Source organism: Prevotella heparinolytica (assembly GCF_002998535.1).
Taxonomy (GTDB): domain Bacteria; phylum Bacteroidota; class Bacteroidia; order Bacteroidales; family Bacteroidaceae; genus Bacteroides; species Bacteroides heparinolyticus.
In genome coordinates this window covers 1,732,595-1,747,274 of sequence record NZ_CP027234.1, presented here as the reverse complement: position 1 = coordinate 1,747,274, position 14,680 = coordinate 1,732,595, and the positions used below count along the sequence as shown (strand labels likewise).

The window sequence follows — 14,680 nt, the reverse complement described above, 5'->3', positions numbered from 1 at the left end:
GAATAAGAGGGTGGAGAGGCCGGCACTTAATAGGCAGCCCTGTACTTTCCTTCTTCTTTGTCTTCCAGCATGTTCAGGTAAGAGGCATAGCGTGATTCGCTGATCAGATGCTCTTCCACGGCTTTTCGAACGGCACATCCCGGTTCGTGGCGATGGGTACAGTTGCCATAGCGGCAACCGGCGGAAGTCTTGAATATCTCCGGGAAATAGTGCCCTATTTCTTCTTCCTCCATATCGAAAGTGCCGAATCCTTTGATGCCCGGAGTGTCGATGAGGTATCCGTTTCCCGGCACCGGAAACATTTCGGAGAAGGTAGTGGTGTGCATCCCCTTGTTGTGATACGAGGATATCTCGCCGGTCTTGATGTCCAAGTCGGGCAGGAGGGCATTGATGAGCGTAGACTTGCCCACACCGGAGTGTCCGGAGAAAAGCGTTACACGCTTTTTGAGTTCCTCTTTAAGGAGGTCGACGCCTGTGCCCTCTCGGGCCGACACCTTGAAACAGCGATAGCCGATGGTGGTGTAGAGGTTGATAAGTGCGTCCATATAGTGAAGCTCTTCTTCATTATAGGCATCTGTTTTGTTGAAGATGAGCCGCACCGGCACACGGTAGGCCTCGGCCGAGGCCAGAAAACGGTCGATGAAAGTGGTGGAGGTCTCCGGATAGTTCACAGTCACTATCAGCATGCACTGGTCGAGATTGGCTGCGAGGATATGCGATTGCTTGGAGAGGTTGGATGCCCGGCGGATGATGTAATTCTTCCGGTCTTCTATTTCGCTTATAAAGGCCGTGCCTTCTTGATTCAGGATGATCTGCACACGGTCGCCCACAGCCACGGGATTGGTGCTGCGTATGCCTTTCAGGCGGAAGTTGCCTTTGATCTTACACTCCACATCCTTGCCGTCGTCGGTGTGTACCAAGTACCAGCTTCCGGTGTTTCTGATTACAAGTCCTTTCAAATTAGCTCAGAGTTGAAAGTGGAAAGGCGAGAAAGAAAATAGATTTCCGCTTCCGCCTTTCCACCTGTTTTTTATACTGTCATTATTTCCTTGTCTTTGGCTGCCAGCATATCGTCCATCTGCTTGATGTACTTATCATGAATCTTTTGCAGCTTTTCCTCACCGCCTTTCTGGGCATCTTCTGCCAGACCTTCTTTCACGGACTTTTTCAAGGCGTCGATGGCGTCGCGACGGGCGTTGCGCACACTCACTTTGGCTGTTTCGCCTTCGCCTTTGCATTGCTTGGCCAGTTGTTTACGGCGTTCCTCGGTCAGTGGCGGAATGCCGATGCGGATAATCTCGCCGTTGTTTTCGGGCATGATGCCGAGGTTGGAGTCGATGATGGCTTTTTCGATGGGGCGGAACATGCTTTTGTCCCAAGGCTTGATGGCGATGCTGCGTGCATCGGGAGTAGTCACGGCCGCCACGTTGTTGATGGGCACCATACTGCCGTAAGAATCTACACGGATGCCGTCCAGCAAACGGGTATCAGCTTTGCCTGCGCGGATGTGTACCAGTGCTTCTTCCAGATACATCACTGCCATATCCATTTTCTCTTGCGCTTCGTCTAAGATTTCTTTTACGTCTCTCATATTGTTTCTGTTTTGAGGTTGCTTTGGTTTGAAACTGTGCAAATATAATTAATTTCGGGTTTAATTATGTACCAGTGTGCCTATTTCTTCGCCTTGCATCACTTTCTTCAGGTTGCCCACGGTGTCCATGTCGAATACGATGATGGGGAGATTGTTCTCCTTGCACATGCAGGTGGCGGTGAGGTCCATCACTTTGAGTCCGCGCCTCAGCACTTCGTCGTAGGTGATGTCGTGGAATTTGGTGGCGGTGGGGTCTTTTTCCGGATCGGAGGTATAGATACCGTCCACGCGTGTTCCTTTCAGCATCACGTCGGCTTCTATCTCGATGCCTCGCAAACTGGAACCTGTGTCGGTAGTGAAGAACGGGTTGCCCGTTCCGGCCGACATGATGACCACTTCGCCGGCTTCCATACATTCAATGGCTTTCCATTTATTGTAGAACTCGCCGACAGGCTCCATGCGCACGGCGGTGAGCACACGGGCCTTCACGCCGGCAGCCACCAGCGCAGAACTTAGTGCAAGGCTGTTGATGACGGTTGCCAGCATTCCCATCTGGTCGCCTTTCACACGGTCGAAGCCCTTGTTGGCACCGCTCAGCCCCCGGAAGATATTTCCGCCGCCGATAACGATGCCTATCTGTATGCCCATTCCATGTATTTCCTTGATTTGCGCTGCATATTCGGCAAGGCGTTTCTCGTCGATGCCGTACTGCTTTTCTCCCATCAGGCTTTCACCGCTGAGTTTCAGCAAGATTCTTTTGTATGTTGCCATAATTCTTTAAATTTGTTTCTCTGTTTCGGCAAAGATAATGCAAACAGAGTGCATAAAAAATGAACTTGTCCCTTTTTTTATCTTCCACTGCAATTAAATTTTGATATGGAAGGGAGAGATTTTATAACCATTGGTTATGAGAGCTTAATGAAAAATCACTATTTTAAGGTATTGTATCGGTGCTGATACATTACGAAATTTGCATCCGAGAATAAAGGTATATTACTCTCATATCAAAAAAAACTGTATAACCGAATTCTATATGAGGCATTTAGAATACATCATCATATTATCATTCAACGAAGCGAGCCGCCCGAAAAGAGCGGCTCGCTTCGTTTTTTTTGAACAAAACGAAAACTTGTTCTTTTTTAAAAACATCAATTAAGTATGAACATCGAAAAAATCAACTGCTGGTTTGCCCGGAGAGGCAAATGGATTGTGAAAAGACGCCGGCTCGTCTTGGGGCTGTTTGTTTTGCTGTTAGGCATAAGTTTCGCCGGTTTGCGTTACCTCAACATCAGTTCTTCGTGGAACGATTATTTTCTCGAAGACGACCCGATGCTTGTGAAAACCGATGAGTTTAAAGAGATATTCGGAAATGACAATTTTGTGGCTGTCCTCACACGGTGCGACAATACGTTTACGAAAGCGAACCTTGAACTCATCCGCGAGTTGTCCAACGAACTGCTCGACAGCCTTTCGTACGCCGACAAGATAACTTCCATCACAGACATAGAGTTTATGGTGGGTAGCGAGGATGGAATGACTATTGAGCAGATTGTGCCCGAAACGATTCCGTCCGACGAAGACGGATTGGCCGAAATCCGGCGGAAAGCCTTTCAGAAGCCATACATTGCCGATCGGCTCGTTTCGCAAGATGGCAGGCTGACATGGATTTTCCTTAAACTGAGACCCTTTCCTGAGGATTCGGTATGGAATAAAGGCAAAGGTTCCGTTTCTCCCGAAATGCTTACGGGCAGAGAATTGGAGCGCATTATAACCAAAGAACGGTATGCCCGCATACACCCTAAAGGAACCGGGCTACCCTATGTTACCTTTGCTAAAATGGAGTGGGTGGGTAAGGAGATGCCTCGCGTGATGGGGCTTGCCACACTGTTCTCTATCGTGGTGCTACTGCTTGTCACACGCTCTTTCAGAGGGGTGGTGGTACCGCCGCTTACCGCCGTAGGTGCCATTGTCATGGCTTATGGCATTTTAGGATATTTCCGGCTCACCATCGATAGTGGCATGATGCTGATTCCCATGCTGCTGACTTTTGCTGTGGCTGTGGCCTATAACATTCACGTATACTCTTTCTTTAAACGGCGGTTCCTGACGCATGGGCAGCGGTGTTTGGCGGTGGAGGAAACCATAGGCGAGATGGGGTGGCCGGTGCTCTTCAGCGCACTCACTACATTTGCGGCACTGCTGTCGTTTCTTGCCATTCCCATGCAGCCAATGCGTTTCATCGGCATAGCGGCCTCTCTCTGCGTACTGTTTTCTTTCTTCATCACCATTACGATAATGCCCGCTTTGCTGAGCTTCGGACGGGACGGCAAGCCGAATGAGAAACTGCAAGAGGCTGGCGGGCGATGGATGGATTGCAGATTAGAGGCTTTCGGTGCCGGAGTTTTGCGCCGAGGCACGCTCATTTTGTGGGTGGCAGGTCTGCTGATGGCCGTTCTCATCTATCAACTCATGAAAATAGAAACGGCATTCGATATTGAGCGCACCATGGGACGGAGAGTAGCATACGTGAGGAACCTGCTTGAGATAAGTGAGAGCGAACTTGGTTCGATATATACCTACGATGTGATGATAGAGTTTCCTGAAGACGGGATGAGCAAATCTCCTGCTGCGCTTGTCAGGCTCGATTCGTTAGCGCAACATGCCTCACGCTATCCGCTCACCAAGCGCACTTCTTCGGTGCTGAACATCCTCAAAGACCTGAATCAGACACTGCACGATGGTGATGCGGCTTTTTATACTGTTCCCGACAATGCGGACGAGGTGGCGCAACTGTTGCTGCTCTATGAAAATGCAGGCGGCAGCGAGGGGGAGTATTGGGTGGACTACGAATATCGCCGCCTGCGCCTGATGGTGGAGCTGAACGATTATAATTCCGGTGAGGCCGAGCGCGAGCTGGAGGATATCGTTGCATGCGCCCGGAGGCTTTATCCCGAAGCTACGGTGACCACAGTGGGCAGCATCCCGCAGTTCACGGTGATGATGCAATACGTGGCGCGTGGACAGCTATACTCGTTTGTGATAGCCCTGCTCATCATCGGAGTGCTGATGATGATTGTCTTCGGCAGTGTGCGCATAGGGCTGATAGGCTTGATTCCCAATATTACTCCGGCAATTGTGGTGGGAGGACTGATGGGCTGGATGGACTATCCGCTTGATATGATGACAGCTACCATCATGCCCATGATTTTAGGATTGGCGGTGGACGACACCATCCATTTCATCAACCACGGGCATTTGGAATTCGACAGACAGCGCAACTACCGCTCGTCCATTCTGCGGTCGTTCCGTATCGTGGGCACGCCGTTGGTGCTTACCAGCGTCATTATCACAGTGAACTTTGCCATCTATACCACTTCCGAGAGTGTATCATTCATGCACATGGGGATACTTTCGGTTGCAGGTATTCTTTCGGCGCTCGTGGCCGATTTGTGTATTACGCCGGTGCTGTTCCACAAGTTCAGGATTTTCGGAAAAGAAGTGAATTCCATAGAAAATAATCAATGAAAAAACAGATGAGAAACATGAAACGTACACTTTCTACTCTTGCGATGACGGCTCTGTTCGGCATCGCTTCATTTGCGCAGACGGGCAGGGAGATAGCCCGGAAAGTTAAGGACCGTCCCGACGGAAATACTCGTCGTTCGGAGTTAGTGATGAAACTTATCAACAAGCGTGGCAGCGTTCGCGAGCGCAGACTCGTCTCCTATTCCATTGATGTGGGCAAGGAGAAGGAAGACCGCAAAGGACTTATGTTCTTCCTCTACCCCGGTGACGTGAAGGGGACAGGTTTTCTCACGTGGGATTATGACGCTCCTGACAAGGATGATGACAAGTGGCTTTATCTTCCGGCTATGAAAAAGACCCGGCGCATCAGCGGTTCGTCCGCCAAGCAAGACTACTTCATGGGCAGCGACTTTACGTATGACGATATGGGGCGTCGCAGCGTGGATGAAGATACGCACCAATTGCTGGGAGAGGAAACGCTGGAAGGGCATAAATGCTGGAAGCTGGAATCTGTATCTAAGGATAGCCGTGATATTTTTTCCAAGAAAATCTCATGGATACGGAAAGATTGTCTGATTCCCGTGAAGGTAGAGTATTACGACAAGATGGGCAAGCTGCATCGGCGGCTTGAAATGTCGGACATCGCTCAAGTGCAGGGCTATTGGGTGGCATTGAAGATGCACATGGCTAACGTGCAGACCGGCCACCAGACAACTATTGAGATTATCAGTCCGAAATACGACCTCCCGATGGAAGAGTCTGGGTTTAACGTAACCACACTGGAAAAAGGCAGCTTATGATGAAAGACAGGAAAAAACTCATTACAGGCTTGTACCTGCCTGTTCTGTTCCTCTGCTCCATACATGGGGCGTGGTGTCAGGAAGGGGGTGGGGCTTCGTGGAGACTCAAAGGGTTTGTCGACACCTATCATGCCCTGCGTACGGACAACCCGAACGATTTCATGGCTTCTCGCACCCGTATGCGTGGCGAGATAGAGAAGACGTTTGGCGCGTCATCGCTTTTTGTCTCGCTCAATGCCACTTACAATGCTCTGCTGAAGGAACGCACCGGATTTGAACTGCGCGAAGCCTATCTCGACCATCGGAAGGAACATTGGGGTTTCCGTTTTGGAAGGCAGATAGTTATCTGGGGAGCGGCAGACGGGGTGCGCATCACCGATTTGCTCTCGCCAATGGACATGAGCGAATTTCTGGCACAAGACTATGACGATATCCGCATGCCGGTGAATGCCCTCCGCTTTTTTGTCTTCAACGAGAAGATGAAGTTGGAGCTGGTGGCCGTTCCCACTTTTCAGGGCTATATGTTGCCGACCGATGAGAGGAATCCGTGGAGTATTCTGCCGAAAAACGCCGTGCATCCTATGGTGTGGGATGATGCCGGTGGCACACCGGCCTTCAAACTGTCGAATGTGGAGTATGGAGGGCGGCTTTCCTTTACTTTGCCGGGTATTGATTTTTCATTGGCAGGGTTGCATACGTGGAATAAGATGCCGGTGCTGATGTATGGGCAGTCGGCGGCAGGAACCGTCGTCTCGCCCCGATACTATCGGATGGGTTTTGTGGGAGGTGATGTGGCAAAACCGCTCGGACAGTTTGTATTGCGTGGCGAAGCCGCTTTCAACATCGGCAAGCATTTCAGCTATCGGCCGCAGGCTGCACACACCTCCCAAAAAGGTTTTAACTCCATAAATTGGTTGGCGGGAATCGACTGGTATGCACCCGGTGAATGGATGGTGATGGTACAGTTTTCGAGTGAGAGCATTTTCAAGTACGAAGAGCAAATGGCCCAGCCTCGTCACAATTCACTTCTGACGGTCAATGTATCGAAGAAGCTGTTGGGCAGTACGCTTCAGCTCTCCGACTTTACCTATTTCGACTTGAACCACAAAGGATGGTTCAGCCGCTTTTCCGCCGATTATGCCCTCAACGACCTCATCCGTCTTTCTGCCGGCTTTGATTGGTTTGGCGGCGATGAGGGTATGTTTGGTCTGTACAAGCGCAACTCGGAAGTGTGGGTCAAGGCAAAATATAGCTTTTAGCAGTGTTTTGTTTCGTGCATTTTCGCTCGATTGACGTAGAAAAAACATGACAATAGACAGTTTGTGTGTCTCTTTTAGAAGAAGAGTGTTTATTGGCTTGATTTTCAGTGGATAGCACTCTTCTTTTTCCTTTTCTTCGAGATGGCGTATGTTCGGTACCGAGGAACACGTCGTTCCACACCGAGGAACACCCTCTTCCTCACCGAGGAACGAGGCTTTCGGCACCGAGATACGATTTGCGCCTGTCGTATCCATGTATAATATTTTACAAATGAGCGTTCCGGCGGAGGCTGCCTATATGGGAAAAACTCAATTTCAGAAAAAAGAGCCATATCATTACTCAAGAAATAGAGTGTGATAGGGCTTTTTATTATTTATCTGTTACAACCCGTAACTTTTCTAATGACTTATATTAGACGCATCCTCGTCCGGCTTTATCTCCTTTTGCTTTAGAAAGTAATAGATTGTGAATGCTCCATCAACTGGCCAATTATTTAACCAGAATTTTGCCTTAGCTGTCCGAAATATTTTGCGTAATCAGGAATCCTGCTTCAGCGTATATTCGCCCGCATTTGCCGTAACTGCGGCTTGCAGTTCTTCCAATGTTTTTTCATCGCCTGCAAACTCTACGGTGGCTGTGGGAGGGTCGAGGCTCACGGAAGCCTTTACACCGTCTATACCGTTCAACGCTTTTTCTACGCGCATGCGGCAGTGATGGCACATCATGCCTTCCACCTTGAAGGTCTTCTTCAGAGCTTCTTCCGCACTTGGTTTACTTGCTTGCGGTTCTCCGGTCGGTGCAACTTGGGCTTCTGAGCCCTCTACCGCCGTTTCTTTCGTTTGTATTTTCTTTCTTTTCAGTCGCAAGCTGTTGCTCACCACGCTGACACTGCTGAAGGCCATGGCAGCGCCGGCTATCATCGGATTTAGCAGGAAGCCGTTGATGGGATAGAGCAGACCTGCCGCAACGGGTACACCTATTATATTATATATAAATGCCCAAAACAAGTTCTGGCGAATGGTGCGCACGGTGAGCTTTGACAATTTGAACGCTTCCGATATCTTGGTCAGGTCGGAAGAGATGATGGTCATACCCGCCACATTCATGGCAATGTCGCTTCCGCCTCCCATAGCGATGCTCAAGTCGGCTTGAGCAAGGGCGGCACTGTCGTTGATACCATCGCCCGCCATAGCTACTTTCCGACCCTCTTTTTGCAGTTGGGCAATGAAAGCAGCCTTGTCCTGCGGCAGTACCCCGGCCTTGTAATGGACTATTCCGGCTTTGCGTGCAATCTCACGGGCGGTTGCTTCGTTGTCTCCCGTCAGCATGTACACCTCAATGCCGTCAGAGCGCAGTTGGCCGACGGCCCGGACGGAAGTCTCCTTTATCCGGTCTGTGATTCCGGCCACGGCCAATGCTTCTTTTTCATCGGCAAACCCAATCACGGTCTGGGCGTCTGCTGTCAGGCGGGCTGCCTCGTCGGATAAATCCCGGCTGACGGCAATCCGCTTCTCTTCCAGCCATTTCAGGTTGCCGGCATAGTAGGTGCGGCCTTGCACTTCTCCCTTGACACCTTTGCCCGTGACACTTTCAAAGTGCTCGATGTCGGTAGGAACCGTCCCTTTGAAGTGTTGCACTACGGCTTCCGCAAGCGGGTGCTCAGACAGACGCTCCAAACCATGGAAGATACTTGCCGCTTCTCCGGCGTCTGTGCTCCAAGTCAAAGAACTGACCATCGGGCGGCCTTCGGTCACAGTGCCGGTTTTGTCCAAAACAACGGTATCTATCTGCCGGGCGGTTTCCAAGCTTTCTGCATCCTTTATCAGTATGCCACTTTCTGCCCCCTTGCCTATTCCTACCATGATGGCGGTAGGAGTGGCCAGTCCCAAAGCACACGGGCAGGCAATGATGAGCACTGTGACGAGTGCCAGCAGGCCATGTGTAAAGCCATTTTCGATGTCGAATATCATCCATACGCCGAACGAGAATAAGGCAATGCCGATGATGACGGGCACGAATATGCCCGCTATCTTGTCTGCCAATTGCTGCACCGGTGCTCTGCTTCCTTGGGCTTCTTGCACCATATGGATGATTTTGGCGAGCAACGTATCTGTTCCCACCTTCTCCGCCCGGAACAAGAAGCTACCCGTCCGGTTGATGGTGCCGGCAAATACTTTGGCGTCTTTCTGTTTGGCCACCGCTATGGGTTCGCCGCTCAGCATACTCTCATCCACATACGAAGTCCCCTCCGTCACGATGCCGTCTACGGCAATGCGCTCACCCGGCCTCACCTGAACGATGTCGCCGGGATGTATCTGTTCGATAAGAATCTCCTTTTGTTCGCCCGACGGAGAGACGGTGATTACCGTCTTTGGTTGCAGTCCCATCAGTTTCTTGATGGCGGATGACGTGTTGCCTTTGGCTTTCTCTTCGAGCAGCCGTCCCAGCAGAATGAAGGCGATGATGACACTTGCCGCCTCGAAGTAGACATGCGGGTGAATGCCCCTTGCCATCCAGAAGTCGGGAAAAAGCATGTTGAAGAGACTGAACAGATAGGCTATGCCGGTGCTGTTGGCAACCAACGTGTCCATATTGGCGTTGCCATGCTTCAGCTGCCTCCATGCACTGACGAAGAATCCTCTGCCCAGCCAGAAGACGACGGGGGTAGAGAACGCCCACATCAGGAGGTTGGCGTATGGCATGTCCATGAAGAACATGCCTACGACCACGACGGGAAAGGAAAGCGCAATGGCCCAAACGGTGCGGAACTTCAATGCGGCATATCTTTTGTCATGGGCTTGTTCGACTTCTTCGAGCGTATGCTTGTCTTGCCTAATCAGCAGGTCATATCCGGCATCCTGCACGGCCTTCTGCAAGGCTTCGGGCGAACATTGCGCACTGTCGTACTCCACGGTCGCCATTCCCGAAGCGTAGTTCACGGTGGCTTTGCTGACGCCGGGTTGATGATTCAGTGTCTTGTCTACCCGTGCGGCGCATGAAGCGCAACTCATGCCTTGCACGGGAAAGGTCTTTTGTACAATCATACTCTTATTCATGTTACCTTATCTTTAGCTCTTAACAAAGATAACGTTTTTTTCATGGATAATGTTCTCTTGACAAAATCACAATAAATAGGTATTGTCGGGAAGTGAAAACTTTCCTTTCTTTGTTTCCGGAAAACATTCAGTTTCACAGCGTAACCATGCAAATTCCTAAGGACGATATTCGGGAGAACATTCTGTCGGCAGCAGAGAAGAAATTTCAGGAGAAAGGTTTCCTGAAAACATCCATGCGCGATATCGCAGAGGAGGCACAGGTAGGTTTGAGTAACATCTATAATTATTTCAAAGGGAAGGATGAAATATTCTGCATGGTGGTGCGCCCCGTGACACGGGCGTTGGAAAGTATGCTGCACGAACATCATGGCCGGCAGGGAGTCGATATACTCGATAAATCCGAGACTTATTTCCGTTATATGGTAGAAGAATATATAGGGCTGATATGCAGATATCGCTCTTTGTTGGTATTGTTGTTTTTCCGCTCACAAGGCTCTTCTATGGAGAATTTCAAAGAAGAGTTTACTGATAAATCCACATTGTTGGTAAAAGATTATTTTGGGGATATGAAGCGGAAACATGCGGAGCTGGATATTGATATAACGGATTTTTCTATTCATCTGCATACTGTTTGGATGTTTACAATGCTCGAAGAACTGATTAGACATAAGGTCGGTCCGGAAGAAACGGAAAAAATAGTAGCAGAATACATCACATTTGAATGGACAGGTTGGAGAGGGCTTATGAAAATATAAGCTCTCTTTTTTTTTTGAATGTTTTGAGCAATTGTTCGCTTTTGGACACGTTGATTTAAATATAAGTAAAATGAATACACTAAAAAAACTGCAACATTACATGGGTAAGCGTAAAATACTTTTGCCCATATCTGTGCTCTTGTCCGCACTCAGTGCGTTGGCAGGACTTTTGCCTTTTATTCTTGTTTGGCTTATTGTCAAGGAATTGTTGGTTGCGGGCGGCATGTCTGTCTCGGCCAATGTCATTGCCTATGCTTGGTGGGCGGCAGGGGTGGCCGTAGCCGGTGTTTTCCTCTACTTTGCGGCACTGATGGCTTCGCACCTTGCCGCTTTCCGTGTGGAGGCCAATCTGCGCCGTGAAGCCCTGCGGCGGATAACAGCCATGCCTTTGGGATTCTTTGACTGCAACACGAGCGGGCGTATTCGCAAGATAATAGATGATAATGCAAGTGTCACCCACAGCTTTCTGGCGCATCAACTGCCCGATTTGGCGGGTACTTTTCTGGTCCCGTTGGTAACGGCCGTACTGATTTTCTGGTTCAATTGGCAACTCGGATTGGCTTGCATCATACCTGTTGTTATTGCCTTGCTGATGATGGGGTATATGATGGGAACTAAAGGTCGTAGGTTCATGCAATCCTATATGAGTTCGCTCGAAGAGATGAATGCCGAAGCGGTGGAGTATGTGCGCGGTATTCCGGTGGTGAAGGTTTTTCAGCAGACCATCTATTCTTTCAAGAATTTCTATCGGAGCATCGAGAATTACAATAAGATGGTCTTTGGTTATACCATGATGTGGGAGAAACCTATGTCGTTCTATACAATTATCATCAACGGGTTTGTTTTCTTTCTTGTCCCGTTGGCCATTCTCCTCATAGGGCGTTCGGGTGGCTATGCGGAAGTGCTGCTTGATTTCTTTCTGTTTGTACTGATTACTCCGGTTTTCTCCCAGAACATCATGAGAAGCATGTACCTCAATCAGGCATTGGGACAGGCAAGCGAGGCCATCGACAGGTTGGACAAGTTGCTTTCTTATGATAGCTTGCCGGTTTCGTCTTCGCCCAAGCAGTTGAAGGGATATGATATCTGTTTCAAGGAAGTGTCGTTTTCTTATCCCGGCGCAACGCAAAAGGCTGTCGACAAGGTGAGTTTTACTATTCCCCAAGGCAAGACGGTTGCTTTGGTCGGCGCTTCGGGAGGCGGTAAAACCACTATCGCCCGTCTGGTTCCCCGTTTTTGGGATGTCGATGAGGGAGAGGTGACGATAGGTGGCGCGGATGTCAGGGACATTGAACCGGAGGTACTGATGAAGCATGTTTCTTTCGTCTTCCAGAACACAAGACTTTTCAAGACTACGCTTTTAGATAATATCAGGTATGCCAATCCGCAAGCATCGTCTGACGAGGTACAACGTGCCGTTGATATGGCACAATGCCGTGAAATCATCGACCGGCAACCGTTGGGACTGGACACTAAAATAGGCGTGGAAGGGACCTATCTTTCCGGTGGCGAACAGCAACGCATTGTGTTGGCACGCGCCATTCTCAAGAATGCTCCCATTGTTGTGCTGGATGAAGCTACCGCTTTTGCCGACCCGGAAAATGAGTACTTGATACAACAAGCCATCAAGCAACTGATGTGCGGTAAGACCGTGCTGATGATTGCCCATCGCCTGACGAGCATCATCGATGCCGATAATATTCTTGTCATAGACAAGGGGCGGATAGCCGAACAAGGCACACATGCCGAACTGATAAGAAAACAAGGAATATATAACCGTATGTGGAATGAATACCGGCAATCGGTTTGCTGGACAATAGGAAAGGAGGCTACTCATGCTTGATACAATTCAAAAGCGTTTTGCTCTTTCGAAAAAAGGTGCGGAGGATTTCTGTAAAGGGATATTTTTTACTGTTTTGCTGGATATTGCTTTGATGCTGCCGGCAGTGTTTGTTTTCTTCTTTCTGGATGATTATTTGCGTCCGGCACTTAATCCGGAAGTGTCGGCGGTTCGTGGATTTCTTTATTATGCTTTGCTCGGCATCTGCTTTATGATGTTGATGTACGGCTTTGCCGTTTTGCAATATCGCAACACCTATACTACGGTATATGAGGAAAGTGCCAATCGGCGTATTTCTCTTGCCGAGAAGTTGCGCATATTGCCGCTTGCCTTCTTTGGAGAGAAGAATCTTTCCGACCTTACCGCTACCATCATGGATGATTGTACCGATTTGGAACATACTTTTTCGCATGCCGTTCCTCAGTTGTTTGCTTCTGTCATCAGCATTTCGCTGATTGCCGTCGGCATGGCATTCTACAATTGGCAACTGACTTTGGCATTGTTCTGGGTGGTGCCGATTGCATTTGCGGTTATTTTGCTGGCAAAGAGAGAGATGCGTAAGGGTAACGAAAGTCTTTATCTGAATAAGCGTCATGTCAGCGAACATATACAGGAGGGGTTGGAGACCATCCAGGAAATCAAGTCTTACAACCGGGAGGAGGATTATTTGGAGGAACTGGATAAGAAAATCACTGTTTATGAAAATGTACTTACCCGCAACGAACTGTTGATGGGAGTTTTGGTGAATGGTGCGCAAAGCTTTCTGAAGTTAGGACTGGCAAGTGTTATCATTGTGGGAGCGCATCTTTTGAGTACCGGCGTGCTGGACTTTTTTGCTTATCTCATATTCATGGTTATAGGCTCGCGCATTTATGCGCCCGTCAATGAGGTGATGAACAACTTGGCGGCCTTGTTTTATTTGGATATCCGCATCGACCGTATGAATGAAATGGAGGCGCTGCCTGTGCAGAAAGGAATAACGGATTTTCATCCCCGGAACTATGATATCGAATTCAATCAGGTGGATTTTGCCTATGAAACGGGGAAAGAGGTTTTGAGAAACGTCTCTTTTACTGCGCGTCAGGGAGAGATAACAGCATTGGTCGGTCCTTCGGGCAGTGGAAAGAGTACGGCTGCCAAGTTGGCGGCTCGTTTTTGGGATATACAGTCCGGACGTATCACGTTGGGCGGACAAGATATCGGTTTGGTAGATCCGGAAGCATTGTTGAAGAATTACTCCGTTGTTTTTCAAGATGTAGTGTTGTTCAATGCCTCTATCAAAGATAATATCCGTATAGGGCGGCGTGACGCTACGGATGAGGAAGTGATGCGCGTTGCCCGTTTGGCACGTTGCGACGAGTTTATCGACAGGATGCCTCAGGGGTATGAAACAGTTATCGGCGAGAACGGTGAAACGCTTTCCGGTGGAGAGCGCCAGCGCATCTCCATAGCCCGTGCTTTGCTGAAGGATGCTCCGATTGTATTGCTGGATGAGGCTACCGCTTCGCTCGATGTAGAGAATGAAACGCGCATACAGGCCGGCATCTCCGAGTTGGTGTGCGACAAAACGGTGCTTATCATCGCTCATCGCATGCGTACCATTGCCAATGCCGACAAAATTGTTGTTCTGGAAAACGGGAGGGTGGTTGAAACCGGTACTCCCGATGATTTGCAGAGACGTGACGGCCTGTTTGCCAAGATGCTGAAGAATACCTGCCTCGAAGCTGACTTCTTAACCTGAGTTAGGGATAAGAAGCAGGTCGGTAACCTCACCCGTAGACTTGTGTCTTTCGTTTTAAAACTCATTGGCTATCAGGTGTTTATCTCTACCTTGTCAGACGCTTGTGTCTGAC

Annotated in this window: 10 protein-coding genes; 6 read left to right on the top strand and 4 right to left on the bottom strand. The window is 49.3% G+C overall.

Translation table 11 applies throughout. The annotated features are described in order from the left end of the window. Window positions 1-26: 26 nt before the first annotated feature. The 3 genes from rsgA to pyrH form a co-directional block, all read right to left on the bottom strand. Complete coding sequence (gene rsgA, locus C3V43_RS07240) at window positions 27-959, bottom strand: ribosome small subunit-dependent GTPase A (protein ID WP_106069226.1); 933 nt, start codon at window positions 957-959, stop codon at window positions 27-29. Between the two features lie 71 nt (window positions 960-1,030). After that, window positions 1,031-1,591, bottom strand: coding sequence for a ribosome recycling factor (frr, locus tag C3V43_RS07235; RefSeq protein ID WP_106069225.1), 561 nt, complete (start codon window positions 1,589-1,591; stop codon window positions 1,031-1,033). Between the two features lie 60 nt (window positions 1,592-1,651). Beyond that, window positions 1,652-2,362, bottom strand: a complete 711-nt coding sequence (pyrH, locus tag C3V43_RS07230) for a UMP kinase (protein WP_106069224.1) — start codon at window positions 2,360-2,362, stop codon at window positions 1,652-1,654. 387 nt (window positions 2,363-2,749) lie between these two features. On the opposite strand from pyrH, the gene C3V43_RS07225 reads away from it, so the two are divergent. From C3V43_RS07225 to C3V43_RS07215, 3 genes are read left to right on the top strand one after another with little or no spacing between them, the layout of a single operon-like run. Beyond that, window positions 2,750-5,116 (top strand): efflux RND transporter permease subunit, encoded by a 2,367-nt coding sequence (locus C3V43_RS07225; RefSeq protein WP_106069223.1) that lies wholly within the window; start codon window positions 2,750-2,752, stop codon window positions 5,114-5,116. A 17-nt stretch (window positions 5,117-5,133) separates the two neighbouring features. Further along, window positions 5,134-5,916 (top strand): outer membrane lipoprotein-sorting protein, encoded by a 783-nt coding sequence (locus C3V43_RS07220; RefSeq protein WP_106070502.1) that lies wholly within the window; start codon window positions 5,134-5,136, stop codon window positions 5,914-5,916. Further along, complete coding sequence (locus C3V43_RS07215; protein WP_394336156.1) at window positions 5,913-7,175, top strand: DUF1302 family protein; 1,263 nt, start codon at window positions 5,913-5,915, stop codon at window positions 7,173-7,175. The genes C3V43_RS07220 and C3V43_RS07215 overlap by 4 nt, the downstream gene beginning before the upstream one ends. A 537-nt stretch (window positions 7,176-7,712) precedes the next feature. Here the strand turns inward: C3V43_RS07215 and C3V43_RS07205 are convergent. Next, window positions 7,713-10,232 carry a heavy metal translocating P-type ATPase gene (locus tag C3V43_RS07205; RefSeq protein ID WP_106069221.1) on the bottom strand — a complete coding sequence of 840 codons (2,520 nt, stop codon included), beginning with the start codon at window positions 10,230-10,232 and terminating at the stop codon, window positions 7,713-7,715. Window positions 10,233-10,378: 146 nt separating this feature from the next. On the opposite strand from C3V43_RS07205, the gene C3V43_RS07200 reads away from it, so the two are divergent. The 3 genes from C3V43_RS07200 to C3V43_RS07190 all read left to right on the top strand — a co-directional run bounded on the left by C3V43_RS07200 (window position 10,379) and on the right by C3V43_RS07190 (window position 14,568). Continuing rightward, window positions 10,379-10,987 carry a TetR/AcrR family transcriptional regulator gene (locus C3V43_RS07200; protein ID WP_106069220.1) on the top strand — a complete coding sequence of 203 codons (609 nt, stop codon included), beginning with the start codon at window positions 10,379-10,381 and terminating at the stop codon, window positions 10,985-10,987. A gap of 70 nt (window positions 10,988-11,057) precedes the next feature. Then, window positions 11,058-12,830, top strand: a complete 1,773-nt coding sequence (locus tag C3V43_RS07195) for an ABC transporter ATP-binding protein (RefSeq protein WP_106069219.1) — start codon at window positions 11,058-11,060, stop codon at window positions 12,828-12,830. Next, complete coding sequence (locus C3V43_RS07190) at window positions 12,823-14,568, top strand: ABC transporter ATP-binding protein (protein ID WP_106069218.1); 1,746 nt, start codon at window positions 12,823-12,825, stop codon at window positions 14,566-14,568. The genes C3V43_RS07195 and C3V43_RS07190 overlap by 8 nt, the downstream gene beginning before the upstream one ends. The last annotated feature ends 112 nt before the right edge of the window (window positions 14,569-14,680 follow it).